This window comes from Streptomyces sp. Ac-502, assembly GCF_045222935.1.
GTDB classification, from domain to species: domain Bacteria; phylum Actinomycetota; class Actinomycetes; order Streptomycetales; family Streptomycetaceae; genus Streptomyces; species Streptomyces monomycini.
The window spans coordinates 1953563-1978891 of record NZ_JBHFFO010000001.1 but is presented as its reverse complement, the minus strand read 5'-3'; the positions used below and the strand labels follow the sequence as shown (position 1 = coordinate 1978891).

29 protein-coding genes and 2 pseudogenes are annotated in these 25329 nt (G+C 70.7%); 18 read left to right on the top strand and 13 right to left on the bottom strand.

Annotated features, from left to right (window positions below; all coding sequences use genetic code 11):
* Window positions 1–110: 110 nt before the first annotated feature.
* The gene (locus ACEXOX_RS08935; protein ID WP_406519869.1) at window positions 111–329 is read left to right on the top strand and encodes a hypothetical protein; all 219 of its coding nucleotides are present in this window, start codon (window positions 111–113) and stop codon (window positions 327–329) included.
* A 13-nt stretch (window positions 330–342) separates the two neighbouring features.
* On the opposite strand, the gene ACEXOX_RS08930 is transcribed toward ACEXOX_RS08935, so the two are convergent.
* Window positions 343–1005 carry a restriction endonuclease gene (locus ACEXOX_RS08930; RefSeq protein ID WP_406519868.1) on the bottom strand — a complete coding sequence of 221 codons (663 nt, stop codon included), beginning with the start codon at window positions 1003–1005 and terminating at the stop codon, window positions 343–345.
* A 265-nt stretch (window positions 1006–1270) separates the two neighbouring features.
* Between ACEXOX_RS08930 and ACEXOX_RS08925 the strand changes: the two genes are divergently transcribed.
* Complete coding sequence (locus ACEXOX_RS08925; RefSeq protein WP_406519867.1) at window positions 1271–2374, top strand: hypothetical protein; 1104 nt, start codon at window positions 1271–1273, stop codon at window positions 2372–2374.
* Between the two features lie 604 nt (window positions 2375–2978).
* On the opposite strand, the pseudogene ACEXOX_RS08920 reads toward ACEXOX_RS08925, so the two are convergent.
* Window positions 2979–3712: pseudogene (locus ACEXOX_RS08920) on the bottom strand (alpha/beta hydrolase).
* A gap of 433 nt (window positions 3713–4145) precedes the next feature.
* On the opposite strand from ACEXOX_RS08920, the gene ACEXOX_RS08915 reads away from it, so the two are divergent.
* Together ACEXOX_RS08915 and ACEXOX_RS08910 are read left to right on the top strand one after the other, a co-directional pair.
* On the top strand, window positions 4146–4511 hold the full coding sequence (locus ACEXOX_RS08915) for a hypothetical protein (protein WP_406519866.1): 366 nt from the start codon (window positions 4146–4148) through the stop codon (window positions 4509–4511).
* Window positions 4512–4660: 149 nt separating this feature from the next.
* Window positions 4661–4987, top strand: a complete 327-nt coding sequence (locus ACEXOX_RS08910; RefSeq protein WP_406519865.1) for a helix-turn-helix domain-containing protein — start codon at window positions 4661–4663, stop codon at window positions 4985–4987.
* Between the two features lie 663 nt (window positions 4988–5650).
* Here the strand turns inward: ACEXOX_RS08910 and ACEXOX_RS08905 are convergent.
* The 4 genes from ACEXOX_RS08905 to ACEXOX_RS08890 form a co-directional block, all read right to left on the bottom strand.
* A complete protein-coding gene (locus ACEXOX_RS08905; RefSeq protein ID WP_406519864.1) occupies window positions 5651–6022 on the bottom strand; it encodes a toxin Doc in 372 nt (123 codons plus the stop codon).
* 1 nt (window position 6023) lies between these two features.
* Window positions 6024–6281 (bottom strand): hypothetical protein, encoded by a 258-nt coding sequence (locus tag ACEXOX_RS08900; RefSeq protein WP_406519863.1) that lies wholly within the window; start codon window positions 6279–6281, stop codon window positions 6024–6026.
* Between the two features lie 305 nt (window positions 6282–6586).
* A complete protein-coding gene (locus ACEXOX_RS08895; RefSeq protein ID WP_406519862.1) occupies window positions 6587–8176 on the bottom strand; it encodes a hypothetical protein in 1590 nt (529 codons plus the stop codon).
* A gap of 623 nt (window positions 8177–8799) precedes the next feature.
* Window positions 8800–9273, bottom strand: coding sequence for a hypothetical protein (locus tag ACEXOX_RS08890; RefSeq protein ID WP_406519861.1), 474 nt, complete (start codon window positions 9271–9273; stop codon window positions 8800–8802).
* A gap of 62 nt (window positions 9274–9335) precedes the next feature.
* Between ACEXOX_RS08890 and ACEXOX_RS08885 the strand changes: the two genes are divergently transcribed.
* The 9 genes from ACEXOX_RS08885 to ACEXOX_RS08845 all read left to right on the top strand — a co-directional run bounded on the left by ACEXOX_RS08885 (window position 9336) and on the right by ACEXOX_RS08845 (window position 15756).
* Window positions 9336–9479, top strand: coding sequence for a hypothetical protein (locus ACEXOX_RS08885; protein ID WP_406519860.1), 144 nt, complete (start codon window positions 9336–9338; stop codon window positions 9477–9479).
* Window positions 9480–9491: 12 nt separating this feature from the next.
* A complete protein-coding gene (locus tag ACEXOX_RS08880; RefSeq protein WP_406519859.1) occupies window positions 9492–9812 on the top strand; it encodes an asparagine synthase-related protein in 321 nt (106 codons plus the stop codon).
* Window positions 9813–9817: 5 nt separating this feature from the next.
* Window positions 9818–10828, top strand: coding sequence for a 2,3-diaminopropionate biosynthesis protein SbnB (gene sbnB / locus ACEXOX_RS08875; protein WP_406519858.1), 1011 nt, complete (start codon window positions 9818–9820; stop codon window positions 10826–10828).
* 104 nt (window positions 10829–10932) lie between these two features.
* The gene (locus ACEXOX_RS08870; RefSeq protein ID WP_406519857.1) at window positions 10933–11238 is read left to right on the top strand and encodes a hypothetical protein; all 306 of its coding nucleotides are present in this window, start codon (window positions 10933–10935) and stop codon (window positions 11236–11238) included.
* Window positions 11238–12218 carry an MFS transporter gene (locus tag ACEXOX_RS08865; protein ID WP_406519856.1) on the top strand — a complete coding sequence of 327 codons (981 nt, stop codon included), beginning with the start codon at window positions 11238–11240 and terminating at the stop codon, window positions 12216–12218. Before ACEXOX_RS08870 ends, ACEXOX_RS08865 begins: the two co-directional genes overlap by 1 nt.
* A gap of 758 nt (window positions 12219–12976) precedes the next feature.
* Window positions 12977–13621: a DUF5994 family protein gene (locus ACEXOX_RS08860; RefSeq protein WP_406519855.1), complete on the top strand. Its 645-nt coding sequence runs from the start codon at window positions 12977–12979 to the stop codon at window positions 13619–13621.
* Window positions 13618–14007 carry a hypothetical protein gene (locus tag ACEXOX_RS08855; protein WP_406519854.1) on the top strand — a complete coding sequence of 130 codons (390 nt, stop codon included), beginning with the start codon at window positions 13618–13620 and terminating at the stop codon, window positions 14005–14007. The genes ACEXOX_RS08860 and ACEXOX_RS08855 overlap by 4 nt, the downstream gene beginning before the upstream one ends.
* Complete coding sequence (locus ACEXOX_RS08850; protein WP_406519853.1) at window positions 14004–14447, top strand: DUF5994 family protein; 444 nt, start codon at window positions 14004–14006, stop codon at window positions 14445–14447. The genes ACEXOX_RS08855 and ACEXOX_RS08850 overlap by 4 nt, the downstream gene beginning before the upstream one ends.
* A gap of 991 nt (window positions 14448–15438) precedes the next feature.
* On the top strand, window positions 15439–15756 hold the full coding sequence (locus ACEXOX_RS08845) for a hypothetical protein (RefSeq protein ID WP_406519852.1): 318 nt from the start codon (window positions 15439–15441) through the stop codon (window positions 15754–15756).
* Window positions 15757–16189: 433 nt separating this feature from the next.
* Here the strand turns inward: ACEXOX_RS08845 and ACEXOX_RS08840 are convergent, their stop codons facing one another.
* The 4 genes from ACEXOX_RS08840 to ACEXOX_RS08825 form a co-directional block, all read right to left on the bottom strand.
* A complete protein-coding gene (locus ACEXOX_RS08840) occupies window positions 16190–16357 on the bottom strand; it encodes a CsbD family protein (RefSeq protein WP_406518927.1) in 168 nt (55 codons plus the stop codon).
* A 96-nt stretch (window positions 16358–16453) separates the two neighbouring features.
* Window positions 16454–16597 carry a hypothetical protein gene (locus ACEXOX_RS08835; protein WP_406519851.1) on the bottom strand — a complete coding sequence of 48 codons (144 nt, stop codon included), beginning with the start codon at window positions 16595–16597 and terminating at the stop codon, window positions 16454–16456.
* 177 nt (window positions 16598–16774) lie between these two features.
* A complete protein-coding gene (locus ACEXOX_RS08830; RefSeq protein WP_406519850.1) occupies window positions 16775–17146 on the bottom strand; it encodes an STAS domain-containing protein in 372 nt (123 codons plus the stop codon).
* Window positions 17147–17615: 469 nt separating this feature from the next.
* Entirely contained in the window at window positions 17616–18347 is a 732-nt protein-coding gene (locus tag ACEXOX_RS08825; protein ID WP_406519849.1) for an ANTAR domain-containing protein, read from the bottom strand.
* A 398-nt stretch (window positions 18348–18745) separates the two neighbouring features.
* Here ACEXOX_RS08825 and ACEXOX_RS08820 point away from each other — a divergent pair, with 398 nt between their 5' ends.
* The 4 genes and pseudogenes from ACEXOX_RS08820 to ACEXOX_RS08805 all read left to right on the top strand — a co-directional run bounded on the left by ACEXOX_RS08820 (window position 18746) and on the right by ACEXOX_RS08805 (window position 21026).
* The gene (locus ACEXOX_RS08820; RefSeq protein ID WP_406518956.1) at window positions 18746–19495 is read left to right on the top strand and encodes a GAF and ANTAR domain-containing protein; all 750 of its coding nucleotides are present in this window, start codon (window positions 18746–18748) and stop codon (window positions 19493–19495) included.
* Window positions 19485–20213 (top strand): ANTAR domain-containing protein, encoded by a 729-nt coding sequence (locus ACEXOX_RS08815; RefSeq protein WP_406519848.1) that lies wholly within the window; start codon window positions 19485–19487, stop codon window positions 20211–20213. Before ACEXOX_RS08820 ends, ACEXOX_RS08815 begins: the two co-directional genes overlap by 11 nt.
* 121 nt (window positions 20214–20334) lie before the next feature.
* A pseudogene (locus ACEXOX_RS08810) lies at window positions 20335–20730 on the top strand (GAF domain-containing protein); the annotation flags it as partial.
* Between the two features lie 155 nt (window positions 20731–20885).
* Complete coding sequence (locus tag ACEXOX_RS08805) at window positions 20886–21026, top strand: ANTAR domain-containing protein (RefSeq protein ID WP_406519847.1); 141 nt, start codon at window positions 20886–20888, stop codon at window positions 21024–21026.
* A gap of 228 nt (window positions 21027–21254) precedes the next feature.
* On the opposite strand, the gene ACEXOX_RS08800 is transcribed toward ACEXOX_RS08805, so the two are convergent.
* Both ACEXOX_RS08800 and ACEXOX_RS08795 read right to left on the bottom strand, forming a co-directional pair.
* Window positions 21255–22100, bottom strand: a complete 846-nt coding sequence (locus ACEXOX_RS08800) for a GAF and ANTAR domain-containing protein (protein WP_406519846.1) — start codon at window positions 22098–22100, stop codon at window positions 21255–21257.
* A gap of 807 nt (window positions 22101–22907) precedes the next feature.
* Window positions 22908–23420 carry an STAS domain-containing protein gene (locus ACEXOX_RS08795; RefSeq protein WP_406519845.1) on the bottom strand — a complete coding sequence of 171 codons (513 nt, stop codon included), beginning with the start codon at window positions 23418–23420 and terminating at the stop codon, window positions 22908–22910.
* Window positions 23421–23954: 534 nt separating this feature from the next.
* Here ACEXOX_RS08795 and ACEXOX_RS08790 point away from each other — a divergent pair.
* Window positions 23955–24356, top strand: coding sequence for an STAS domain-containing protein (locus ACEXOX_RS08790; RefSeq protein ID WP_406519844.1), 402 nt, complete (start codon window positions 23955–23957; stop codon window positions 24354–24356).
* Window positions 24357–24471: 115 nt separating this feature from the next.
* On the opposite strand, the gene ACEXOX_RS08785 is transcribed toward ACEXOX_RS08790, so the two are convergent.
* Entirely contained in the window at window positions 24472–25251 is a 780-nt protein-coding gene (locus ACEXOX_RS08785; RefSeq protein WP_406519843.1) for a chaplin family protein, read from the bottom strand.
* Between the last annotated feature and the right edge of the window lie 78 nt (window positions 25252–25329).

The window sequence follows — 25329 nt, the reverse complement described above, 5'->3', positions numbered from 1 at the left end:
CGCGGGGGGTGCGAAGGGGGCTCGGGCTGGCCGTCGAGCGGAAGCTGTGGAGTCCGTGGGTTCTGGTGGGCTTGTGGAGCGCCGCTGGGATTCCCTTCACGGTCGCCGTGATGGTCATCGCCACCGGGTACATCGAGGCGCGTTCCGAGCCTGCTGCTGACGGTACCTGGGCAGAGGCGGACACGGTCGCCTGGCTGTCGGTCCTGACCATCGTCGCCTTCGTTGTCATCGGCGCGCTGCACGGCCTTGTCCAGCACCGGCGCCGTGCCCGGGAGCAGCGGCGCGTACGTCACGCCGACCAGCAGTACCTTTCCACCGGCCCCGGCTGATGGTTGCCACCTCTCACGGTGCGGGCGGGCGTCGTGTGCCGCCGCCGCTGCCGTTCAGCGGGATGAGCGTCTCCAGGCGGGCGCCCTTGGCCCAGGATCCCAGCAGGTCGCGGTGCAGGGCCACGATGTCCTGGCGCACCGCCAGGCCGAGGGCGTCCCTGGTGAAGGCGCGGCAGGTGGTGACGAACAGGGCGACGTCCGCGCCGTGCTCAAGGCGGGCGGTGCCGACGAACTTCTGCATGTCCTGCGAAGAGACGCTGCGGTGCGGCGCGTACTTCTTGCACTGGATCACGAGTTTGCGGCCGTCGGGGAGATAGCCGACGACGTCGGCGCCCAGGTCGCCGCTCTTGCCGCTGACAATGACCTTCGTGCAGCCGTCCCGGCGGCACAGACCGGCGATGTACTTCTCGAAGTCCTGCCAGGAGAGCGCGTCGACCTCCGTCATCGTCAGCTCCCGTGCCTTGGCTTCGTCCTGCTCCCGCCACTGCCGGTCCTGGCCGACCGCGCGCCGGTGCGCGCGCAGGAGAAACCAGCCGGCCCCGCCCGCAACGGAGACGGCGAGCACCGTCACCAGGACGGGCCACACTGCCGCCCAGTTCCCGGCCATCCACACCACGGCGATGACCGCCGCCGCAGTCCCTCCGCCCTGCAGCTGCCTGCGCGTGCGCTTCCTCATACGCCGGCGCCGTCGTCGTGCTGCCATCACTCCCCCACTCGCCATGCTCGTGACCGCAGTGTGAGAGCCGTGCCCGGCCCCGGCAAGAGGGCCTGGGCCCCGGGGCCGTCGTGGTCATCGCGTCTCGGAACCGCCGCGCCGAGTTGCGTCCAGCCAAGTTCAGGAAGCCGCCATACGAACACCTGCCGCCAAGCCAGACCACACAGTGCAGTTATCCGACTACGTGCTTCGGGTGGGGGCTTTCTTGCCGCGCAGGGACGACATCGTGACGATCGTGATCGACACGAAGAACGAGATGAAGAGGTCGATCGACGGCCTGGGCACCAGGGTCAACGACCTGGAGCGGGACCTTCGGGCCGCCTTCGCCACCGAGATCGCAGGGCTGCGTGAGACCACCCTCGCCGACGTGAAAGCGTCGCAGCACGAGACCCGGACCAGCTCCCACAACGCGGGCAGGCGGGCCAGTGAAGCCGCTGCTGCGGTGGCCGAGCTGCGCCGGGACGTCGACCGGCTGCACCACGGGCTCGAAGGTCTGCGTGAGGACGTCGTCACGATCCTGGAGACTCTGCAGGCCATGGCACCGGCACAGGTGCCGGCGGCCGCCGCTTCGGCAGAAGACCCGTGCCCGGGGCAGACCGGTACCAGCACCGGGCACGAGCCGGAGTCTGTTGTCCTGTCCGAGCAGCAGCAGGCACCGGCCCATGAGCCGGCACCGCAGACGGAACCTGCTGCCGCGAAGCTTTCTGCGGACACCTCATCTGGAGGCGACGAGCCGGGAGTCTCCACGGGCTCCGACGCCCCCTCGGCCGACGAGGACAAAGCCGATCAGCTCCCACCTGAAGCTGAGCAGTCCGCGCCCGAAGCCGATGGCCGCGAAGAAGGAGACTACGACGTTGCCCACGCGGCACTGGAGGCCAGCGAGCAGGGTGCCAGCGATTCGGTGAAGGAGCCGAGTCCGCTCACCCGGGCGGGCAGGGTCTGGGCGATCATGCGGGCCGGCAGGGTCGCGTCGGCCACCCTGGTCTGCCACCGGGACACCTGGGAATTCGTGGCGGCACAGGTGGGCAGCCACCCGCACTTTCGCACCCCCACCCTCGAAGAACGCGCGAACGGCCTGGTGGCCGCGGTTCTCTCCGGCCGGTCGCTGGTCGCCATGCTCCTGGCTCTCTACCGCGTGGCGAAGGTATCCGTGCACAGGCCGGACGGCGAGGTCAGCGAGGAACTGGCCGCCTACGCCGACTGGGCCATGGCCGCCCAGGTCTACTACGCGACCGCCCGGGTCCTCAGCAGCGCCTACCACGATGAAGGGGATCCCGTCGTGATCACGATCGACAGCCGGTTGTCCGGGCAAACACGCGTGAAGGGGTAAGACGGAAAGGCTGCCGGCCCCGGGCATCGGTGAACCGGCCGGCCCGGCTCCTGGCCCTGTACACCGCCGCCCACACCCGCCCCGACGTCTCGGGCACGCCGTACGCCCCAGCTGTGACGCCCGCCGCCCTGCCGATCACGCCATCCGCGCTCTGCCCCTTCCGGGCAGCGCGCGCGGCTGCCGTACTCTGCCCGTGTGGACGGTACGGGTGAGTTGAGGAGTCTTCCCGACTGGCGGGTGCTCGTCGTCGGGGATGGGGAAGACCGGTGTCGGGCGGGCACTGGCGCGACGGTACGACGTCCCCGTCGTGGAGGTCGACGACATCGTGGAGGCCCTCCTTGCGGTGACACTGCCCGAGCACCTGCCCGAGGTCCACTACAGCGCCATCGCGCACGCGTCAGCGTGCTGTACGGCCGGTGGCTCGCCGCGCAGGCACGCGAAGCTCTGCAGACGTCGAGCAGTTCATGGCTTCGGGCAGCGCGGGCCCCTGCCGAGAGTCTGGCAGGGGCCCGCGCTGCAGAGAGCCGGGCCAAGGGACCTGGACCTGGATGCAGCATCCAGGTCGGTACGGCTTACCGTCTGCTGATGGCTTGACGGCCCGGCGTCACTTCAGGTGCCGGGCGAGAAATCGCCCCGCTTCATCCCCTGCGAACTGCGGGACGCCGGTGTGCCCGCCCATGTTGGCGTGCAGGGTCTTCTCCTCGGAGCCGAAGGCGTCGAACAGGTCCAGGGCCGCCTGCCGGTCGTTCCCCTCGTCGTCCCACTGCAGCAGGACGTGCAGCGGAATGGTGACCTGGCGGGCCTCCGCGAACATGGCCCGGGGGACGAAGCTCCCGGCGAACAGAACGGCGGCCGAGATGCGCGGCTCGACCACCGCCAGCCGGGTGCCGATGGAGATCACTCCCCCGAGTACCCGACCGGGCCGCCGATCTCGGGCAGCGCGAGCAGGGCGTCCAGGGCGGCCTGCCATTCCGGGACCGACTTGTCGACCAGGGGGAGGATGAGAGCGCCGATGATCTCGTCGGTGACCGGCCCGCCGGCCTCCATCGCCCGGCGCAGGCCGGCGAGGGCCTGCTCGGCGGCGGGCCACCGGGGCCGGTCGCCGCTTCCGGGGAGTTCGATGGTGGCCGTGGCGAAGCCGGCCGCCGCGGCATGACGGGCCCGGGCCACCAGTCGGGGATACGCCTTGCGCAGCCCGAGAGGAGGAGGACTGAGCAGGATCAGCGGCGCCGGTGCGGACGCGGATGCGGCCGTCCACAGGATGCCGGGGATCTCACCGAGGGTGAATTCGCGCTCGAGGACACTGCCGTCGAGACGTTGTTCAGAAGTGAATTGCATGGTCGTGCCTTTCGGGAGGGCTCAGAGCGGCGCTCCCGGACGACCTATCGCCCGACCGTGACCCCGGAGGGAAGCACCCATGTCGTTACTGCGTTCACGGGTACCACCTCCTCGTTCTCTCGCACGGCCTCCGGAAAAGTAGCAGTGACCGCCGTGGTTCCGCCAACAGGTTTTCGCGGAGGCTCCGTGGCCGGACACCACGGCATCGGAGTCACGCCTGCCACTGGTCGTGACCATGGCGAAGGCTGCTGACCGGCATCTTCGGCGCGCCGGCCGCCACCACCCGGGTCGCCGGCGCCTCCCGCATCAGCGCCGTCCTGGTCCGCCGGCCCTGATGAAATGGCAGAGAGCCGCCGCCGGCGACTGGGTCACCTACGCAGCCGACGTCAGTCGACGGCTGGCAGATCAGAACTGAAGACAGAGGGAACGACTCATGGGCGTGTACGTCTCAATCAGAGGATGGCTGGAGTGCGACGAGACACAACTCGCCGCCATCCGCGAAGTCATCACGTCTCATGAAGACCACCACTACTCCAACGGTTGGGGCTCACCGCGCCAGCACACCAACTGGACCCACTACATCTTCTACGGAGCTGACATCCACGAGTCGGCCCTGGACTGGTTCATCGATCAGGTCAAGGAGATCGCTCGGATCCCCGCTTCCGACGACGACGGAGACCTCGTCCAAGGACTGTTCCTCGTCAGCCACGAAGGCGACGGAACGAGCGAATGGCAGGTCCGTGAAGGCCAGCTCTTCACGTCACCAGCCGACACCAGACACCGATACCTCGACGGGTAAGCCCACCCATTCCGAGAGTTCCGATACCCGACCCCACCATTAGCGACCGCGCAGGCCGATCCGGAGGCGGTGAACCTGGCCGCCAGCTCGCGGGCGGCGCAACGACTGGTGATGGACAAGGGGAGTCTGAGGTGAAGTGGAATTTGAGGATGGTGGCTGCCCAGCGGGACCTGTGGCGACCGACCGAGGTGCTGGCCGCGTTCCAGCAGGTCGGGTTCTGTCCCTCGCTGAGCAAGGTCGCCGCGCTGTGGGGCGGCAAGCCGGTCACGGTCCGCCTGGAGGACCTGGACATGATCTGCGCGGCGTCGCAGTGCACGGTCGCCGACCTGCTCCAGGCCGAACCGCTCGCCGGCGCGCAGGGGATGCCGGAGTCGACCGAACGGGCAGTCGGCGCCACGGAGGCGGGCTCGGGGCCGGTGCGGCCCGTGCCGCGTACCCGCGGGGCCGGCGGTCCGCGCTCGCTGCCGCCGAGCTGATGACAGGAGCGGGTGATGACAGTGTCGGGCGAGAGCGCACGCAGCTGCGAGCTGTGTCTGGTGTGGGCGGTGATGCGCTGGAGCCGCATCTGCGCGGCCCGCAAGGCGTGGAAGAGAAGTTGCCGTGAGCGGGGTGTGTGCCCGAGGTGCCGCCACGAGGCAATTCCGTGCCCGCCGGCGGCATGGCGTCGGATAGGCCTCTCCTTACCCGACGCGATAGAGCGGCAGGTCGGTGACGTGAACCGGCCCCTTCCTGCGGATATGAGCCGGCGCTTTCGAGGGCGGTGTCCTCCCAGAAAGATCGTGCAGGGCCCGCGTGGGCTGCAAGGGGCGGCCTTGTGCGACCTTCCTCCACCCGAGGCTGGCAGCGGTGGTGATCAACAAGTGCTCGGTCATCATCATGCCGATCGCCGCACCGAGCCCGAGCGGTTCACGGCCGTCACGGCGTACGACGGTGTCGGCGCGCCGCGGCGCGGTTGCCCGTCCGGGCACCCGGCAGGGGCGGGCCGCCCACCTCGACCAGTTTCCGGTGTCCTTCCCCAGAGTCACTACTGCTACCAAGGGGAACGCCTGTGGCCCGTACGGGTCGGGGAAGGGAAGCTCGTGAACTTCTCTGAGCGTCGCTCAGTGACCGCCAGGGTTGCGGGCCGCATGGGCCGGTGGTCAGAGGCGCCAGGTGCGGAGGCGATCGGCCGCATCGTAGCCGTCGGCACGGCCGGCCTCGATGTCCCGGGCGAGGTCGATCAGCGCGCCGTACGGCGGGTCGATGCCCTCGCCCGCGGCGTCCATGTAGGCCACGGCGACGGCGGCACCGTACAGGGCGTTGCGGGCCGGCAGGGGGCGCAGCCGGATGATGGCATGCATGAGGGTGGCCGCGCGCCAGGCATTGTCGGCTACGGCGCCGATCTGCGGCGTGTTGACGCGGTGGCGGGCGACCGCGGCCACCAGGCCGGAGAAGTCGTGGACCGAGGGGTGCTTGGGCAGCACCTCCGCCTGCCGCTCCAGCAGCCAGCGGATGTCGATGTGCAACCCCACCTCAGGCCGCCCGCCCCGGAATGCCGGTGGTGTCCGGACGACCGGGAGCGTCGCCGGGGAACGCGGCGTCGAAGGCGTCGGCGGCCCGGGCGACGAAATGCCGGAAGGCTTCCGCGGCGCCTTCCAGGCGCGGGTCACGGACCGAGTGGCTTGCGGCCTCGGCGATCAGCGCGGTCACCGTGGTGTCCTTGGCCTCGGCCCGCTCCCGCAACTGGGCATGGAGTTCTTCAGGGACCTGGACGGTCACTGGCTTCGACATGCTCCGACCGTACAGCAGGGTGTACAGCACAGGTGTGGATCCGGCCGCCCCGGCCCCGTACTGGTGCCGCTCCACCGGGTGTCACCGTCGCGGAACCCGTCCCGACGCGGGACGGCCCGGACGCCGACCCGGCCGACTCGGCCCGGGGCCACCGTGCCTTGCCTGCCCCACATCGCCGGCCTTGGTATCTCCGCCTGTGCCAGACAAAATGTGCCAGACAAAAAGGGGTCCAACCGGAGCCACGGCAGTTCGTATCCCTCGATGAGCCGCGTACAGACTCGATGAGCCGCGTACTGAACCGCGTCTCAGCCCGCGTGCGGCTGCCTGGCGGCGGTCGAGAGACGGCCGGCGGCGAGCTGCCACTCCCGGTGCAGGGTGCCCAGGGGAATGCGCTTCTGGAAGAGCGGGGTGCCGAAGACCGTCAGCTGGGTCTGGAGCGAGCCCGACAGGTCCAGCCCTCCGAAGACCTTCCAGTCGGCCGTCGCGGAGCCCTTCCCGTCGGACGAACCGGTGATGACGGCGCTGCCTTCGCCGCGCAGGTACGGAGCGAGGTCGGCGCTCACACCGGCCATGCCGTACAGGCCGACGCTTGCTTCGGCTCCGAGTGCGGCCTTGACCTGGCCCGATGCCGTCACGGTGGCCTGCACCGGGGTGGAGGTCAGACTGGATTCGTTGACCGGCTTCCAGCCCTTGGCCCATGTGTAGCTGCCGCCGACCCGGAAGCCGCCCTTGAGGTCCTGCCTGACGTCGACACTGACCCTGCCGTCGGCCTCCACCGCGAGGTAGCAGGTGAGGTCGAGGTTGACGACGACGGGTACCGGGCCGACCTGGATGACGGGATCCGCGTGCAGCTTGGCGAACGGCAGCCGCAGCGGCTTGTCCTTCCCGGTCGACGCGGCGGCCTGGCCCTTGAACTGCCACTGGGAGGACCAGTCACCGGACAGCCCGACGTGCGCGCCCTCGGGAGCCGTACCGGTGCCGGCGACGTCGGAGTCCGCGTGCGTGCGGTGGCCGTTGTAGCCGAACTCCACCTGCGGGGAGAGCTGGACGAAGCCGGAGACCGAGGCGGCGGCACCGGCTGGAGCCCCTTCGGCGGTGGCCACCGACGCGCCGACGTCCAGGCGCAGACTGCCCAGGGGCAACGTGGCGCCGTGCGGACCGAACCGGTGCCCACCGTTTTTCGCCCAGGACACCTTCACGCCCTTGACCAGAGGTTTGACCGAAATGCCTGCCGGATCGACGGGCACCTTCCCGTCTGCCTCGCCTTTTCCCAGCAGCGCGTCGAGCGTGGCCGGGGCGGTGTTGACCTCCGTGCCCTCGCGCGTCGTGCTCAGCACCTTGGTGACCTTGGCCAGCACGCCGCTGGGAGCGCCGGGAGCAGGCGCGCCGGCGATGACGTCACCAACGGCCACCGCCGAGTTCTTCCCGGGAGCTTCGGACTTGGCGGTCTGCCCGGGCCCCTCGGAACCGGAGGAGGGGGCAGGGGAGGAAGGCGTCGGGGAGGAGGGGGCGGGAGAGGATGGAGAGGGGGCGGCCGGGGGCTTCTTCGGGGAATCCGCCAGTCCGGCGATGACCGCGCGCCCGCTGCGCCGGTCGTACGAGGCGATCCGGAGCGAGGACTTGTGCGCCGCGCGCCCGTCGCGGGACGGGCGCGCCACGGCGGTGGCCCCGGCCGAAGCGGACGGCGCCGGAGCCGGGGTGACCGGCAGTCGCCGCCGGTCGCCGGCGCTGCTGCCGTTGGTCCGGTCGGGTGCGGCGTCCAGCTCGACGGCCGGGGTGGCGGCTGTTCCGCTGCTGCTGCCGGGACCGGCGGCGTCGGCGGGACCGGCAGCACTGTCGGCGCTGCCGGCGCCGGCCGACGAACAGCCCGCTGCCAGCAGGGAGATGGTGGTCATCGCAGGTATGAGTGCCTGCTTGGTGAGCTTGCGCAAGGTGGGCCCTGGGGGACGTGAGGTGGGGAGGCGCGCTACGACGGAGTTGACTTCGTGAGCGGCGCCTCACGCCAACGGGACGGTCGCGATGATTCGCGGAAACGGATCTGCGTGATCATGCCATGACTTACGCACCCGGGGAAACGCCACCGATGATGTCGGACGGTTGGACCGGACCAATGAAATTGTTACTCGATAAACAATTGCCGCCGCGTCATGGCTCGGCTTGTCCGATCCGGTGTCGGGTCGGTATCTTCGCAACCGGCCGCAGGTGAGAGTTGGTTGGCGGGGCGCCCGGCAGGGCTGCGTGCCGTACCGCCGCCCCCTGCTGCTACAAACGGCGCCCCAGCCTCATTACACAAGGCGCTCTTCGAAAGTGCGGCAATTGACCTCGGTGAGCTTCTACGAGGAGATGCCGGAATTTCGTGGACGTTTCAGTTCCGCTCTTCCGGCAGGAACTGTTGCGCGCCTTGTGGTTGTGCCCGCGTTCGTCGTTCGCGAATTGCGGGGGCATTCCGAGAAGTGTTCTGTGGCAGGGGCCCGGTACGTCATCCGCGATCGGTCCGGAGCTTGACGTCCGTGACATGTCATCGCCCGCCCGCTCGCGGAACTGGCTGCCCGGGGGAGTAGCGGCCGGCCATCAAGGGGACGCCGAGCAGCGGTTCCAGGCGCCTGAGCAAGTGCTCGGAGGTGCGCTCCAGGGCCGCCTGGTCGGCTTCCTGGACGATGAACCGGGCAAGGGCCTGGCCCCGGGCCACCTCGCTGCCGGGGCCGGTGTGGTTCTCGCCGAAGCCGATGATCTCTTTGACGGAGGGGTGCTGGACCAGGGGTGCGAGGGTGGCGTCGGGGCTGAGCCGGCCGGCCTCGCGGGGTATGACGACGCGGACCGCCGTGCAGTCGACCCGTGGGGGCGGCGCGGGGAAGTCGTCGGACCCGGCAAGGATGGCCAGCAGGGCGGCGTAGACCTCCTGCCCGGTGGCGAGGTGGTACGCGGTGGGCAGACCGCCACCCATGACGCGGGGGTTGAACTCGACGAGGACAGGGTCCCGTTCGGTGACCATGATCTCAAGGTGGAAGCGCCGGAGGCGGTGAGTGGCCCGACTTCATGGGCAACCTCCAGCGCATGGCGGTCCGCCGCGACCAGTACCGCAGCCCCGAACTGGGTGCTTGGTGGGATGTGCCGAGCCCGTCGCTGGTGAGGCCCGAGGTGCTGCGCGAGACCGCCGGGCACCCGGCGCACGAGCCGTACGGGGCGCTGTTCCGCTGAAAGTGCCGTGACGTGCAGCAGTACGACTACTGGCACGAAGACCGGTCGGCCGCGGGTAACGGCATCGAGGCCCGGGTTCCCTTCCTGGACCACCGCCTCATCGAGCTGGTGGCCGCGGTCCCCGAGGCACTGCGCCCCCGTCTGATCTGGGACGTCCCGGCCGCCGTGGCGCACGCGGCCCCGGAAATACCCGAGGGTTCCCGGGTGGTGGCGCTCTCGCCGGACTTCGGGGACCGTTATACGCATACCGTCTACAACGATGACTGGGTAACCCGCAAGTTCGGCCCGGAAACTGTTTCCATCGGCGAACTCGCCGACCAGACAGGGAGATGAGCTAGATGTTTTCTTTTCATGTGGTGACCGGCTCGGAGGCCCGTCGCATCATTTCCCGTTCCAGGGTGGACATCATCCGGCAGGTACGGCACACCTATCTGCTGCACTATGAGGGACGGACAGTCAATCCCAACAGTTACTTCCTGCGGTTCCCCGAGAAGCCGAACTCCCGCATCATCGCCCTTCCCGCGTACGTGGGGGGCGAGCAGGGTGTGGCGGGTATCAAGTGGATCGCCAGCTTCCCGGACAACGTCTCCCGCAATGTGCCGCGCGCCTCTGCCGCGTTGCTGTTGAACGACTACGAGACCGGCTATCCCTTCGCCTGCCTCGAAGCGTCGCAGATCAGCGCCGCACGGACGGCTGCCTCGGCGGTCCTCGGTGCCGAGGCGCTGCAGGGCGGAACCACGGCCAGGAAGATCGCCGTCGTCGGCGCGGGCATCATCGCCCGCAACATCGTCGAGTTCTTCCAGGCTGCCGGGTGGGACACCGGCCAGTTCGCCGTCCACGACACGGTCCTCGACTACGCGGCCAAGCTGGCCGGCTACATCGGGGAACTCGGCATGACCGCTTCCGTGGAGACGGAGCTGGCCAAGGCGGTCGACGGCGCGGACGTCGTGGTCTTCGCCACCACGGCCGCGGAGCCCTATGTCGTCGAGGAGGCCGCCTTCGCGCCGGGGCAGAACGTCCTCAACGTATCGCTGCGCGACATCGGTCCGGACGTCATAGCGAGTTCCCACAACATACTGGACGATATCGACCACTGCCTCACCGCGAACACCTCACCGCATCTTGCGCAGCAGAAGTTCGGACATCACGATTTCGTCGACGGCACGCTCGCCGGTGTGCTGACCGGCGAGGTACGGCTCGGGCGCGACAAGCCCCGGATCTTCTCGCCGTTCGGCCTCGGGGTCCTCGACCTCGCGGTGGGCATGCATGTGTACACCTCGGCGAAGGACGGCTGCACGGCAGTGGAGATTCCGGATTTCTTCGGCGAGACCGAACGCTGGTCCCGGTAGCCGGATGAGTACCCTAGACCGTCGACGTACCGCCAGGAGGCAACACGAATGCGCGAGTTCGGCCGGTCGCGCCGCAGGCCCCCGGGTACGGAAGCGGGCATACGATGACGGCGCAGCGGGAGGACGCCGAGCCGGCGGACGTGACGGCTCCGCCCGCGCCCGCCGGCACCGCCGCCGCCAGCCGCGGCAACGCTTCCGTCTTCTGGCGCTACTGGACAGCGTCCACGGTCAGTCAGGTCGGTGACGCGGTCACCACGGTCGCCCTGCCGCTGCTGGCCGTCAGTGTGCTGCACGCCTCGGCGTTCGAGGTGAGCCTGCTGCCGGCCGCCCAGTACGCCGCCTGGATCGCGATCGGCCTGCCCGCCGGCGTCATCGTGCAGCGCCTCCGCTGCGCGGCACCCAGTTGGTGATGGACCTCGTCAGGGCAGCCGCCATCGTCTCGGTGCCGGTGGCCTACGCGCTGGGCGTGCTGCATCTGGCCCAACTCGTGGTCGTCGCGCTGATCGTCGGCCTGGCGACCGTGGTGTTCGACGTCGGCAACTCGACGTTCCTGCCCGCGATCGTCAGCAAGGGCGAGCTGACGGTACGCAACAGCCTCACCTCCGCCTCCACTTCGGCGACTCAGCTCGGCGGGCCGTCCATCGGCGGCGTGCTCGTACAGTTTTGCGGCTCGGCGCTCAGCCTTCTCCTCGACGCCGTCAGCTACGTCGTCTCCGCGCTCCTCCTGTGGAGCCTGCCCAGACCCGCCTGCACGACCGCGCCGGTGAAGCGCGAGTCGACGCTGGAACTCATCAAGGAGGGCTGGCATTTCATCGCCCACCATGCGGTGATCCGCCCCTGCGTGGCAGCCGCGACCCTGGTCAACTTCATCCTGGGCGGCCTGATGGCACTCACGCCCATCTTCCTCGTACGAACGCTGCACGCCCCCGCGAGCCTCGTCGGCCTCCTGATCGCCACCGAAGGCCTGGGCAGCCTGTTCGGAGCGGCCCTCACCACGCGCATGGCGAACCGGCTGGGCAGCGCCCGGACTCTTCTGTACGTCACGGCCGCCGGGCCCGTGTTCGTTCTGTTCCTGCCGCTCGCACAAGGTGGTTGGGGCCTGCTGCTCTTCGCCGCGGGCAACCTGGGCTTCGGGGCCGCGGCAGTGGTCATGAGCATCCTCACCCGTACACACCGACAGACAGTGACCAGCATGGAACTGCTGCCCCGCGTCATGGCCACCGTACGCTTCGTCTCCTGGGGAGCCATCCCCGTCGGCGCCCTGACGGCCGGAGCCATGGCCACCGCACTGGGCAACCGAGGCGCCATGTGGACGATGTTCGCCTTCGCCTTCCTGGCCCCGCTGGCCCTGTGGAGCAGCCGCGTCCGGAAGATGCGGGATCTGATCTGAGGGCGGGCGGAGGAGCCGATGCCCCCAGATTCTCCTCAGGAGCGCACTAGCTATGAGGGGCAGGGGTACGGGTGGCCAGTCCTCACGGAGACTTCCGTTGAGTAGGCTGAGTGACGCGGGTGAGCCGGGCGGAAAGGGTGAAACTACTCGCAAATTCTTCGGCTGTTGGTGGACGAGCACACCAACAGCCGACTGCGGAACTCGCCGGCTGCACCGCCGCCACGAGCGAGCACCAGAGCACTTCCTCACCGCATCACCATCGGCTGCTCCCTCATCCGCTATCGACGCATCACCTGACGGAACCCCTTCTGGCTGGCCCGGCGAGCGGACGCGTTGTTCGAACTGACCGATGCCCCGCTGGCGACCGTCCCGGTCAACTCGCTGTCATATCTGTCCCTGGACGGGCTGCATCGGTGGTCCATGACAGCACGTACGCGGCCCTGGACCAGGTCGCGTGGACACCGAAGCGACGCTTGACTGCCCGGCGTTGTGATACAGGACGTAGTCCTTGGCGAGCCGGCGCAGGGCCTTGGGGGCCATCCTCGCGGCGTTGGCGAGGCGGCGGGGCTCTTGCGGCTTGCGACGACGGCCCGTTCCCACGGCTCTTGCGCCGGACCGGCGCGAGAGGCGTGGGAACGGGGGTGTGAGCAAGGCGATGCACGCCGCTCAGGCCGCTCGTCCACCGCACGGAGTAAACTGGGTACCACCGAGAGTATTTCGTACACCGGCCCAGATGCCGACGTCGTTCTCGGAGAACGATGACCTGTGGCGGACGACGCAGGCGAACTGCCCGTCGTGGTGCCTCTCAGGTGGACCGAGCCATGACGGTGCTCGCCGAACCGACGACCCTCTCTTCCGGCCGGCGAACGGTCAGGCTTTCCCTGACGCCGGCGGACCGCTGCGATGGCCCGCTGGACGGTGCCTGGTGGTCCTGTTCCCGTGACCTGGGAAGTGAACTGCCCGCTCTGGCCGCGCCATTGGGCCCACTGTGGGGCCGGATCACCCGCATCACGGTGAATCCCTCCCACTGGCCGGTGATTTCGAGCAAGGTGCCCGTCGACGGCCATGTGGTGAGGGTCGGCATGTTCGCGGCCGAACAGGACCCGCACGAGCTGTTCCTCGCCTCCTGCACCGTGGGGCGCTGGGACCTGCTGATCGTGCCGCCCGCGACCGCCTCTGACCGGGCGGCGGAGCTGATGCGGGCCGCGGCCGACCCGCACAACACACGTACGGCGAGCGGTCTGATGGAAACGGTCGGGCCGTCAGCGGTTCCGGCCGCCCGCCGGGCGGGTACGTGGAACACGCTGTCCGGCCCCGCCGACGACGCGGCCGGGCGGGAGAGCGAGGCCGGAGCCGCCCGCACGGCTCCGGCCCCCCGCGCGGCCCGGAAGGACCACTCATGACATACCGACGCCCGCTGTCCGGCCGCCCCGAGCGCACCACCCCTCGGCCGGGGGCCGCCGCGGCGGCCGGGGAGCCGTTGCCCGGGCCGGGCCTCGCCGAGGTCCGCATCGTGGCGGCGTCGCCCGAGGCGGCCCGGCTGGTTGCCCAGACGCTGCGCGACCGCTATGGCGCCGCGGAGCAGCGCAGTTACCCCGCCGACGCGTCCGACGGCGGTACCAGGCTCCACCTCACGCTCGACACCACCCGTACCCCTGGTGCCGGGGAGCCGCCCCGGCCGTGGCCGGCCGCCGGCCGGCCCCACCACGACGAACTCGCGAACGCCGTTCCGCGGCGGTCCGTACCCACCACCCCGGACGGACCGTCCGGAGACATGCCGACCCGATGACCATCATCAGTGTGCCCCCGAGCGCCCCGCAACGGTCTCTTCCTGCCCGGTTCGCCCTGCTCCCTCAGGGCACCGGCTTGCACCGCATCGACGGCGCGTGGTGGCCGCGCACCCGCCACCTGGCCGCCGAACTGCCGCCCCTGCTGGATGCGTTGGCCTCCCGCTGGGGCCGTATCACGCGGGTCACCGTCGACGCCTCGATGTGGAACGCCGGCCCCCACCGTCTGGTGCTCGGCCGCCGGGTGATCCACATCAGCCGGTCCGCCGGGATGGGGCACCGGCACACCGTATGCCTGCTCTCCCTCGGCACCGGCCGGTGTGACCTGCTGGTCATACCGCCCGACACCCCGGCGGAGCGGGCCGGCCGCCTCATGGCGGATGCCTCCCGCACGGGCGGCGGAGGCGGGCGGGGCCTCGGCACACACACCACGGCCGGCTGACGGCCCCGCGGCGGCACGGAACGCCGCCTCCCGCCATTCTGAACCCCCGGTCTTGCAGGCCCGAGCCCCCGGCCGCACCGGACCCCTCCGATCCGACCAGGCCGAGGAACCCCTCACCGTTCCGCTACGGCACCAGCCTGCGCGGGCAGCTGCGCGGTCTGGCCCACGCCCACGTCGGCTGGCTCTTCCACCGCGAAACCAGCCTCACGGTCCCCGCCGAACGCTACGCCCCCGACCTGCTCGCCGACCGCGGGCTGCGCGCCGTCTCCCGTGCCTTCCCCGCCCTGTGCGTCCTCAGCCTCGCCCTGCCCTTCGCCGCCGGCTGGGGCGTCGGCGGCACCCTGCACGGCGCGCTGACCTTCGAACGCCTTGGCTGGGCCACCGACGTCCGCTGGCCCAGCCCCGCCCGCCTCGACCACTGCCGCAAGTGACCCACGCGGCGCGCGGTGTCCGGGCGCCGGCGTCATCGGCCGCTCCGGCCGGACAGGCGGGGCGGCGCGGGGCACGACGCCCGGTCCGCCCGCGGAGCAATCTCCGTACAGGGCGCGTCGGTGGTGGTGCCGGAGCGGGGCCCGGCGTGCCCGTGGAGGGTCGGCCGCGGGCTCCGGCGCCCTTTCCTTTCGGGTGCCCTGCCGGTGTCTGCCCCGCCGGGCAGCTGTTGCAGGCGCCGGAGAGGGATGAACGGTGTCAACGGCCGGACGCGGAACAGCACACGGACACCGATCGGTACGGGTGGCGAGGCGCCGGTCGTGCGCCGCGGCGCTGGGGGAGCGGCGGCCGGCACGGTAACGACATTCGCCCGTCCGCTCTCCCGGCTGCAGCCGAGGTGGTCGTGTGGGCCGCGTCGTGCTGGGTACGGTGGTCCGAACCGGTCGGGTACCGGAGTACGGTGGCAGTACCGGGCGTATCTCGTATGCCGTCATCCCTTTCGGTGTCGCTCTCGGCGAACGGCAAGCCCGGGGGCCCGTCGGCTCCCGAGGACGTGGGAGCGATGTATTCGCAGTCCTCCATCTACAGCCGCTGCAACAGCCGTTCGGCACCGACCGAAGAGATGCTCTTCGGTCTGACCTGCGTCATCTGCGGCATCGACTACCGGAGCGCACCGACCGCGGACGCCCTGGTGGTCTCCCGCAGCGCTGAGGGGTCCACCCTGGCCTGCCGGGGCGTGTGCGCCCGCCTGGCCAGCGGGTCCGCCAGCGGCCTGGACGAGAGCCCGCCGCCCCTGACCGAGCGCGTACGCCGGTACGAGGCGCACGCCCGGAAGCACGCCGGTCAGACGCAGGACGACCAGCGGGGGAGTGCCGCATGAGCCTGATGACTCCTCGTCGCTGGACGGAGCCGCGGACCGCAGCGGCGCCGACCCGGCGTCTCCCCTGTGCACAACTCACGCCTGCTCAGCAATGCCGTGGCCTGGGCAGGAAACGACCGCACCGGCAGCCCACACCGGAGCGAACCCAGGCGCCGTCCTGCTCCCGTGGGGTCTCCGCTGTTTCCCGGGCATCGCGTCATGCGGGCAGAGGACTCGTGTCGGCCACCGGACTTTCGATGCGATACGGGAGAAGGCCCCGGTGACGGGTCGAGCACGGGCCGTGGGGGCGAGAACGAGGTCGGTAGGCGCCGGGCCTCTGTGGACCTGGGGGTGGCCGTCGAGTACGGAGTGAACATTCCCGTGCCTGCCGCCGGTGCACGCGACAACGGGACCGCGGCGCGGGAGCGGTTTCCCCGGGGCAACTCCGTACCGGTTAACGCTTGAATGCTTTCCTGGCCTTGGCCGCGGCTTGCTTCAGGCTCCCCATCGAGCGATCCGTCCTGCCTTCGCGCTGTGTCTGCCTGTTCTGGGTGGTTCGGCCGAGAGCCTCCTTGATCCTGCCTTTGGCTGTCTGTGCTGTGTTCCTGATGGCTCGTCCCATGGTCATGGTGGTCCTCGTCTCGTGGTGTGGCGACTGTCGCTTCGGGGGGGGGCGCGGGTTGCGGGAGGCGGTCCGCGGCCTCGTCCGGTGACGAGATCATGCGTGCTCTTGTGGACGGGGGCCGCTGGTGTGGGGGTGCCCGACGCCGCCGACGGGAAAAGTCGCCAGCAGGGCGGTGAGGTCGTAGATGAGGGCGGCTGCGCGGGGCGCCGTACTGGTGGCTGCGTGGTCGCAGCCCACCAGGGGGATCGTCTCGGCGACCACTTTGGAGCAGCCCGGGCGCCGGACGGAGTTCGCGTGGCGGCGAAGGAGGGCCGTCCCGCGGGGGTGCGTCTCGCCGGTCGCGGAGCCCGAGCGCCAGGTCTTCCCGGAGTGCCTCGGCCTGTCGAGGTTGCAGGCGGACCGGCCCGGGGCCCGTCACGGTGCACCAGGGGGCCATGATGGCGCCGGTGTGCTCTCGCGGTGACTTGCAGGAATGCCGCTCAGCAGCAGGGCGGTGTCACTGGGCGTGAGGATGCGTCGCAGCGCGAGCGGCGGGTGATGCAGTCGCAGGGTTCCGCCTCTCCGGGTGGCCTGCGCGGCGGCGTGCAGGAAGGCGTTGAGGCCGCTCACATCACAGAAGGTGACGGCGGTCAGGTCGACGTCGATGGTGCGTATCCCCCCGTACAGGCACTCCCGCAGGGACGCGCTGACCAGAGGCGCCGTCGCCAGGTCGATCTCACCGGACAGAGTGATCAGCGCACGGCTTCGCTTGTCGTGCCGGTAAACGTTCAGATCGGGCAGGGGCATGGCGCCTCCGGTTCCGGGCGACCGGGCCGGGACGGGGGCGGTGCGGGCCGGGGCCCCGGCAGGGATGTGCGCTCAGCAGCAACGCGCCGTCGGGGTCTGGAACGTCGACGTCCTGATGTGAGGGTAGCCCCGGGCCCAGCGGACCGGGAGCGGAGAGAGGCATCAAAATCCGTACGGCTGAAAGGAGTTCGGCTACGACCAGGGCGGGAAGCTCACGTGCGAGGTCGCGCGAGCGTGGCCACCGATATGCATGAGATCCAGCGTGCCCAGTTCAGCGCAGACGCACAGCACGCCGTGCCGTTGCAGAAGCGGCCAACGGTCACATGAGGCAACGGCCAAACCGTCTGTGCCAGGTGAAAGAAAAAGTCCCGCCCGAGTTCGGGCGGGACTGGGTCCGAGAGCAGCCAGCAGCTCGGACGGCTGGACACCACTCACGCTGCGACAGCCGAGCTCACGGCCAGCCGGGCACTCATGCCGGTGGGGGGTCGGGGGTGTCGGGGAGGGTGAGGTGGTCGTGGACGATGGCGTGGGCGAGGGTGGTCAGGTCTGTTTCCTGGGTGTAAGCGTGGGCGCGGAGCAGGGCCAGGGCCTGGCCGGTGGTGAGGGTGTGGCGGTAGCTGATCATGCCGGTGGCCTGGTGGACGACGGCTTCGGTGGGCAGGAGCCAGGCGTGGGCGAGGTCGTCCTCGGTGGGCACGGGGGTGGTCAGGAGCAGGAGGTCGGCGGCGTCCGTGTGGTCCTGGGCGGTGCGCAGGTCCGCCTCGGAGATCGGGCCGGGCCGGTCGCGGTAGAGCGAGAGGACGAGTCCGGCCTGCCGTGCCGGGGCGGGCCCGTTGAGGACGGGCAGGGCGAAGACCGCGCGGATATCGTGAGCCATCGCCTGCTGGGCATAGACGGGCCAGTGCCGTGTGATGCCGGGGTCGTCGAGGGTGTCGGCGCGTACTTGCGCGCGCTGGCTCAGGGCCTGGACGCAGGGGCCTTCTCCGAGGTTGATCTGCAGTGCTTCGCCGCGGGCGGCCAGCGGGCCGGCGGCGCACAGTGAGACGCGTTGGGCCAGGGCGGCGTCCGCCGCCAGTGTGAGTCCCACCGAATACGCGCCGCGCAGCGCTGTCCGGCATGCTTCGCCGATGTGCCGGGCCGGGTGGGTCTGGCCCGCGAAGCGGGAGGCGAGGGCGACGGCTTCCGGCCGCGGGGCCGTCATCGCAAGCTCGGTGCAGAAAGGGGCGGGCTCGCGGCCCTGCGGTGCGTGGGCATCGGGTGTTCCGATCTCCGGCATTCACCGCCGACGCTGCCCCGATCGGAAGCCAATGTCAGCCTGGGTGGACGAGGTCGTCACCTGCGGGCAGCCGTACTTTCACCCTACGCCTCGCTGCGGCGCTCCACAGGGCCCGCGCGCATCCGGCGGCAGTTTCTTCGCCCGGCCGGGCTCCGCACGAAGGTTTCGGAGCCGTTATGCCGGCCTCTGCTGCGCGGAGCACTTGAGCGGTCAGAGCGGAGCACTGGAGCGGTCAGAACTGCATAGACTGAGACCGTCCCTGCGCCGCGCCGCAGGGGCTGGCCTCCCGAGCCAGAGGGCGGCTGGGACAGGAGGTGTGGAGCGTGGGTGCCGACAATGACCTGGCTGCCGTGCTGGAGGGCCTGCCCCCGTCTGCCGGTGATACGGGCCTGGTCGGTGCCGCTCCGGACCGGTGCGCCCGGGCCCTGGGGGTGGACGGTGTCGCCGCCTCGGTGACCACGGACAGCGGCCCGAGTGAGGTGGTGTGGTGCTCCGCCGGCGCGAGTGCGCGGCTGGAGGACCTGCAGTACGAGCTGGGGCAGGGGCCGGGCCCGGAGGTGGCGGCCTGCTGTGCGCCGGTGCTGGTGCCGGATCTGGCGCGGGTGCCGGCCGGCCGCTGGCCCGCGCTGCTGCCCGAGGCCGCGGCCCTGGGCATCGGGGCGCTCTTCTGCTTCCCGCTGCATGTCGGGTCCGCCTGTCTGGGCACCCTGACCCTGCAGCGCGCGGCGCCCGGCCCGCTGCCGGATGCCGCGATGACCGACGCGTGGGTGGTGGCCAACGCGCTGACCGCCGTGCTGCTCAAGGGCGGCCCGCAGCAGGGCGCGTTCGCCTGCGGGGAAGAGGGCTCGGAGTTCTACCGGGCCGCCGTCCACCAGGCCAGCGGCATGGTCAGCGTGCAGGCCGGCGTGCCCTTGGCGCAGGCGCTGCTGCGGCTGCGGGCCCACGCCTTTCGCCACGGCCGCCCGGTGACGGAGGTCGCCGAGGACGTGGTGGCCCGGCGGCTGCACTTCAGAGATGATGAAAACGGGCCGGACGCAGGTGCCGGCGAAGGGACTGACGGGCATGACACGTGAAGAGCAGCTGCTGGCGGCCATGGTCGATGCCGTGGACACCCTCGTCGACGACTTCGACCTGATCGACTTCCTGCACCAGCTGTGCGACCGCTGCAACGACCTGCTGGACGTGACGGCCGTGGGAGTGATGCTCACCGACCCCGACGGCAGGCTGCAGCTGATCGCCGCCTCCGACGAGCACACCCGGCTGCTGGAACTGTTCGCCCTGCAGACCGACCAGGGCCCCTGCGTGGAGTGCCACCGCAGCGGCACCGCCCGCCTCAACATCAGCCTCCTCTGCCCCGAGCACACCGCCGCCTTCCCGCAGTTCGCCGAACGCGCCCGCCAGACCGGCTTCGCCACCACCCACGCCCTGCCCATGCGGCTGCGCCAGCAGACCGTGGGCGCCCTGAACCTCTTCGACGCCCGCGAGCAGAGCCTGAGCACAGCCGATGTCCGGGTCGCGCAGGCGCTGGCGGACGTGGCGACCATCGCCATCCTGCAGCAGCGCACCATCATGTTCGGCAACGTCGAGCGGGCCCAGCTGCGGGCCGCCCTGTCCAGCCGCATCGTCATCGAGCAGGCCAAGGGTGTCCTGGCCGAACGCTGGAACACCACCCTCGACGACGCCTTCGACGCCCTGCGCCGCTACGCCCGCAGCCACCAGCTGGCCCTGACCGGACTGTGCCGCCAGCTCATCGACGGCGCCCTCGACACCGACGCCATCCCCCGCCCCTGACCAGGCAAGACCGCCCGCCCCGCCCCGGCCCGTACCCTGGGCCCATCCCGCCCCGGACCCCGGCGGAAGGACGTGTCCCTCCCGCCCCTGCCCGGCACGTACCCCGCTCAAGGGACACCCCGTGGACCACGACCACCACGCCGCGGCGTGGCAGCGCATCAGCACCGCCGTGTTCACCGACGGCCTGACGCTCACCACCGCCTGCCGGGCCTGCGCCGACGACCTGCACGCCGACTTCGCCGGCGCCACCCTGGTCGTCGCCGGGGAACTGCGGCTGCTGGCCGCGGCCACCGACGAACGCGCCCGGGCGCTCGAAGACGCCCAGCTGGTCACCGGGGAAGGCCCGTGCACCGACGCCTACACCCACCGCGAACCCGCCGAAGCAGCCGACCTGCACCACACGGCCGCCCGCTGGCCCGCCTACACCCCCATCGCCCGCGAACACGGCGCCCGCAGCGTCCTGGCCCTGCCCCTGACCATCGGCACCCTCCCCGTCGGCGCCATGGACCTCTACCGCAGCCAGCCCACCCCTTCACCCCCGACCAGAAGACCCGGGCCGCCGCCTACGCCCGCATCCTCGCCCTGCTCGCCCTGGACGAACACCCCCACCTCCTCAACGCCCCCTCCCGCCCCGCCCAGCGCGGCCCCCAGGGCTACCCGCCCACCGTCCACATGGCCGCCGGCGTCCTCGCCGAAAAATACGACCTCACCCCCGACGACGCCCTCGCCCGCCTGCGCGCCCACTCCTTCCACCACAACCAACCCCTCCTCCACACCGCCCAACACGTCCTCAACCACCACCGCCTCGGCTAGGTCGTGTCTTTCGGATCATCCTGGGCCCGCGGCGTCTGGCACGGCGCCTTGCGGCGTTGTCGCATCACCCACGGACACCCGGTCCGAGGGCAATGCTCCGCCTTGCGATGCACCGCACCAGACGCCGCGGGCTGCTCCACGCTGATCCGAAAGCCACGGCCCAGAACGCCAACGCGGCCGGCCCCGAGCCAAGCCGTGACCGGCCCGGGCCGATGCCGGCCCCAGGTTTCAGGGCTGGACGGGTGTTTTGTCCGTGTCCGGGGGTGGGGGCAGGGTGGTGGTGCTGTTGACGATGTCGCGGGCGAGGTCGACCAGGCGCAGGTGGTGGTGGCGGGCGTGGGTGCGCAGGCGGTGGAAGGCGGTGTCGGGGTCGGTTTCGTGGCGGGCGGTCAGAAAGCCTTTGGCCTGTTCGATGATGGTGCGGGTGTCCAGGGCTTTTTCGAGCTGGGCGCGGACGGTGCGGTGCTGGTCGAGGGTGCTCTGCTGGAGCAGGGAGATGGCGGTGGCGTCCGCCAGGGCGCGGGCCAGGTGCCGGTCGGCTGCCGGCAGCGAACCGGGGACGCGGCGGAAGAGGTTGAGCACGCCGATGGTGTCGCCGCGCAGCCGGATCGGGGTGGCGTGCACGGAGGTGTAACCAGCACTGTGGGCGCGGGTGCTGAAGCGCGGCCAGCGCGGTGAGGGTGTGGCGTTGAGGGTGTGGTCGACGGGGACGGCCTGGTCGAAGGCGGTGCAGCAGGGGCCTTCGCTGGCGTCGAGTTCGAAGAGTTCGACCAGGCGTACGCGTTCGGAGGAGGCGGCGACCAGGCGCAGCGGCCCGCCGGGCACGGCGAGCATGACGCCCGCGTCGCCGATGTCGAGCAGGTCCATGCAGTGTTCGGCGACGCGGTAGAGGAATTCGGCCGGGTCGAAGTCGTCGACCAGGGTGTCGGCCAGGTCGATCAGCGCGGCGGTGATCCGCGCCTCACGCGGCAGCCCAGGCGGCCCGTTCGACGAGGGCGGACCCGGCAGGGGAAGGACGAACTGGGCATGGCAGCCTCCGGTCGGAACGGTGCCAGCAACCGGGGCCGGAAGCACACTACGGGGTCTGGGTGGAATACCACCCGGACGAGGGCTGACCTACGGCCAAACTACCCCCCTCCAGAAGCGCGAACCAGCCACACGGCGCCTTCATGCCATACAGACAGGCTTCACGTGCCTGGTCCGTGCCGTCGCCCAGAGGGACACACCAGCTCTGTCTTCGCCCTCGGGAGCAGACCGGACATCCACACTGCCGTCCCCCCACACGAGCGACTTCACATCTCGCCGACATCCCGCGTTCCCGAACCGCCAACGGGACGGGATGAATGCGCGCGTCCGCTGCGAAGGTGCATGTTCCACCCGTACACACCGTGGCTCCCAGCCCTTCACCCCCGTGTGCTCAGGATGGCGGCGGAGGCGAAACGGCGTAGGGGAAATGCGCAGCGCAGGCCGGTTGTGAGCCCTATGGGGCGAGGAGAGTAGAGGCAGGATGCACCGCTCGCTCTCAGCCCTCCCCGGCCGGTGCAGTCCTGATCATGGGCGCCGGGGCGAGAGATTACGCCTCGGTGCCCATGGCAGCACACGCTCCCGACATCCGTGCCGCCGGGCATCCGGTGCTCGTGAGGCTCACTGGCAGCACCAGCGCCCTTGACCCCGTGCTCCCGGCGCTGAGCAGCAGGCATTCTCGGGGCTCATCGTCACGGCTGGGCAAGTCAACCGCTCGTGGGCGCAGCCGGTGGCGGTGGTACCGGACCGGTGCGGTCAGTTCCCGCGGGGCAGCCGGTCATGCTGTCTGCGGCCCCGGCCGAAGGCATCTCCCTCACGGCCGGGGAGGCTGTGCGCACAGTGGCCTCTTTTGCTCGTTCATGCGGGTTTTGGCCATTCTTCCTGTCGGTCACCAGACGTCTGTGGCTGCGGTGGGCACCCGGTGGGCTCGCGGCGTCCTGCTGAGGCCTGGGACCGGGCTGATGGCAGGCACCCGTCGGCGTAGGCGACCGGTCCTGCGGGTGCGGCAGCGGGCCGGACGGCTATGGACTGGGCCGGACGGGCGGCGCAGGCGTCCTGGACGGTGGCGTAGCAGGGAAAGGCCCGGGTCAGTCCGGTCAGGCGCAGGAGCCGGCCGATGGCGGGCTGGTGGTAGACCAGGCGCAGCCAGCCGCCGGCGGCCTCGCTGCGGCAGTGGGCGGTTTCGAGTTCGGTCAGGGCGCTGGTGTCCATGAAGGTCACGGCGGTGAGGTCGGCGATGAGGCGGGCTTCGGGTGCCGCATCGTTTCCGCGCAAGAGGTCGCGCAGCGCCGGTGCCGTCGACAGGTCGAGTTCGCCGGCTGGCCGTACCGTGCGGCAGTTCCCCTGTGGCTCGGGGGTACGAGTGCTCAAATGGGCCAGCTCCTTGCGGGAAGAGGGGCGCCCGCGACACGTGTTCTGCCGTCGGTGGGGCGCCACCTTACGGGCCGCGCGAGTGCCACTGGGGCAAAAAGTTTCCCGTTCAAAGGAATGCTCGATTCCGTCTCTTCCCGGCCAGCTGATGACCACAACTGATTCAATTTTGTGGCTTTCTGGCCGTCTCCTTCGAGTAGGGGGCAGTACCGGGTACAGGCTTTCGGTACTGCGCTGTCGGCTCCGGTCTTCCTCACCCGGCGTCGCGTTCTTCGGACGACGCCGGGTTGCCGGGCCGAGGTGCACTGCCGCCCGCCGCCGCGCAGATACTCCGCAGCTCGGGACTGGCGGCACGTGCCGGCACCGCGCCGGCAACGTCTACCGGTAGCAGGGGGCAGCGTAGGGGATTTGCTGCTGACGGGGCGGAATGGTGCTGGGGTGGCCGGGTACGTCGGTGGCACGGTTGGCGCGTTGTGCCGTTGGGGCTGCACGCTCCTGGGCCCGGGACGTTCCACTTCGCGGATACGAGCTTCCATGACGGTCACCGGGCCTGCCCAGTACCACCTGCTGTGTCTTCCTGAGGGGTCGTGCGAGACGGTCAGCTGTCTGGCTTCGGTCATCCGGTGCCGCGCGACGGTGCCCACCGTGATCGTCGATGTGACGGCGGCGCGGCGGCTGAGTATCGATGCTCTGGCCGTGCTGGTCCGCAAGGCGATGCGCCTGCACGCGGCCGACGACCAGCTGCTGCTCGCCGGGCCCTGCCCCGCCGTACGCAAGGTCATCGAACGGACGGGTACCGGTCCGCTGCTGCCCGTCTTCACCGACAGCACTGCCGCTCTGCGTGTGCTGGCCGAAGACGGCCATGCCTGGCACCACGTGGAACTGCCGGCCGGGCGCAGTGCCCTCTTTGCCGAACCACCGCCACCGCCGCGGTGACAGCACCGGGCGTGACCATCGGGTGAAGGAATCGCAACGGTAGGTGACCGGCCGCCGTGGCCCTTCGTCGCTCCGTCCAGAAGACCGCCCGGACCACGAAGGGACAGTCGGTGCATCACGGCGCACCATTTGGAGACAGGGGGCGAGCTGCCCGCCGCGAGCTGGCCCGGCGCCGGCCGGGCGCCGCGCCTGGGCCACGGTGCCCGACTGGCGGCACCCGGTTCGGAAGCCGCCAGGTGCGACCGGTCACGCAGTACTGAAGGGGCGGATGCCAGGCGCGCGAGTTGCGGCTGCGGTGCACCAGTGCCACGGCACCGAGCAGCAGCGCGCCGCTCATGGCAGCCGCAGCACCGAGGCGATCGCTGCCGGTGCGTGCCAGGGCTGGGCCCTGCGCGGCCTGCCCGGTCTCCCGGCTCTTGCCGCCGGCCGGGGATGCGGCCGGCGGGGTGCGGATGTCCACGTTTCCGGCGACGTCGGCCCGTGGCCGATGCCCCGGCACCGGAGATCCGGGGACCTCATGCCCCGGCGGCCGGTGGCCGGGCGGCTTGTGCCCAGGAGGTTTCTGACCCGGCGGCTTGTGGCCAGGGGGCTCGTGCCCGGGCGGGTGATGATGGCTGCCAGGGTTGGCGCAGTGGTCGACGAAGGCGGGGTTGAGCAGGCCGATGACGTTGACGGTGTCCCCGCACACGTTCACCGGCACATGGGCCGGGGCCTGGAGCAGGTCGCCCGCGAGCACGCCGGGGGAGGCCGCGGTGCGTCCCACGGCCCCGGAGTCGGCGTGCGCGCCTGGCGTCGGCCAGGTGCCCGTATCCCGAAGGGATATCGCCCAGCCCCGGGCCGAGGAGCGCCACCTGACGGCGAACCCTCGCTTCGCTCGCACTCGTTGGGGAGCCATGACAGAAACGGACAGGGTGCTGAGCGCGTCGCATCGGATTGAACGAGCGTTCCGCTGACAGGAAACGCACGGCTTTCC

What these genes read in the sequence shown, in the direction of transcription:
- ACEXOX_RS08935 (WP_406519869.1), top strand. Translation starts at nt 111, where the DNA reads ATGGTCATCGCCACCGGGTACATCGAGGCGCGTTCCGAGCCTGCTGCT.
- ACEXOX_RS08930 (WP_406519868.1), bottom strand. Translation starts at nt 1,005, where the DNA reads ATGAGGAAGCGCACGCGCAGGCAGCTGCAGGGCGGAGGGACTGCGGCG.
- ACEXOX_RS08915 (WP_406519866.1), top strand. Translation starts at nt 4,146, where the DNA reads ATGGGCGTGTACGTCTCAATCAGAGGATGGCTGGAGTGCGACGAGACA.
- ACEXOX_RS08910 (WP_406519865.1), top strand. Translation starts at nt 4,661, where the DNA reads ATGGTGGCTGCCCAGCGGGACCTGTGGCGACCGACCGAGGTGCTGGCC.
- ACEXOX_RS08900 (WP_406519863.1), bottom strand. Translation starts at nt 6,281, where the DNA reads ATGTCGAAGCCAGTGACCGTCCAGGTCCCTGAAGAACTCCATGCCCAG.
- ACEXOX_RS08895 (WP_406519862.1), bottom strand. Translation starts at nt 8,176, where the DNA reads ATGACCACCATCTCCCTGCTGGCAGCGGGCTGTTCGTCGGCCGGCGCC.
- ACEXOX_RS08890 (WP_406519861.1), bottom strand. Translation starts at nt 9,273, where the DNA reads ATGGTCACCGAACGGGACCCTGTCCTCGTCGAGTTCAACCCCCGCGTC.
- ACEXOX_RS08885 (WP_406519860.1), top strand. Translation starts at nt 9,336, where the DNA reads ATGGCGGTCCGCCGCGACCAGTACCGCAGCCCCGAACTGGGTGCTTGG.
- sbnB (WP_406519858.1), top strand. Translation starts at nt 9,818, where the DNA reads ATGTTTTCTTTTCATGTGGTGACCGGCTCGGAGGCCCGTCGCATCATT.
- ACEXOX_RS08870 (WP_406519857.1), top strand. Translation starts at nt 10,933, where the DNA reads ATGACGGCGCAGCGGGAGGACGCCGAGCCGGCGGACGTGACGGCTCCG.
- ACEXOX_RS08865 (WP_406519856.1), top strand. Translation starts at nt 11,238, where the DNA reads ATGGACCTCGTCAGGGCAGCCGCCATCGTCTCGGTGCCGGTGGCCTAC.
- ACEXOX_RS08860 (WP_406519855.1), top strand. Translation starts at nt 12,977, where the DNA reads ATGACCTGTGGCGGACGACGCAGGCGAACTGCCCGTCGTGGTGCCTCT.
- ACEXOX_RS08855 (WP_406519854.1), top strand. Translation starts at nt 13,618, where the DNA reads ATGACATACCGACGCCCGCTGTCCGGCCGCCCCGAGCGCACCACCCCT.
- ACEXOX_RS08850 (WP_406519853.1), top strand. Translation starts at nt 14,004, where the DNA reads ATGACCATCATCAGTGTGCCCCCGAGCGCCCCGCAACGGTCTCTTCCT.
- ACEXOX_RS08845 (WP_406519852.1), top strand. Translation starts at nt 15,439, where the DNA reads ATGTATTCGCAGTCCTCCATCTACAGCCGCTGCAACAGCCGTTCGGCA.
- ACEXOX_RS08840 (WP_406518927.1), bottom strand. Translation starts at nt 16,357, where the DNA reads ATGGGACGAGCCATCAGGAACACAGCACAGACAGCCAAAGGCAGGATC.
- ACEXOX_RS08830 (WP_406519850.1), bottom strand. Translation starts at nt 17,146, where the DNA reads ATGCCCCTGCCCGATCTGAACGTTTACCGGCACGACAAGCGAAGCCGT.
- ACEXOX_RS08825 (WP_406519849.1), bottom strand. Translation starts at nt 18,347, where the DNA reads ATGACGGCCCCGCGGCCGGAAGCCGTCGCCCTCGCCTCCCGCTTCGCG.
- ACEXOX_RS08815 (WP_406519848.1), top strand. Translation starts at nt 19,485, where the DNA reads ATGACACGTGAAGAGCAGCTGCTGGCGGCCATGGTCGATGCCGTGGAC.
- ACEXOX_RS08805 (WP_406519847.1), top strand. Translation starts at nt 20,886, where the DNA reads ATGGCCGCCGGCGTCCTCGCCGAAAAATACGACCTCACCCCCGACGAC.
- ACEXOX_RS08790 (WP_406519844.1), top strand. Translation starts at nt 23,955, where the DNA reads ATGACGGTCACCGGGCCTGCCCAGTACCACCTGCTGTGTCTTCCTGAG.
- ACEXOX_RS08785 (WP_406519843.1), bottom strand. Translation starts at nt 25,251, where the DNA reads ATGGCTCCCCAACGAGTGCGAGCGAAGCGAGGGTTCGCCGTCAGGTGG.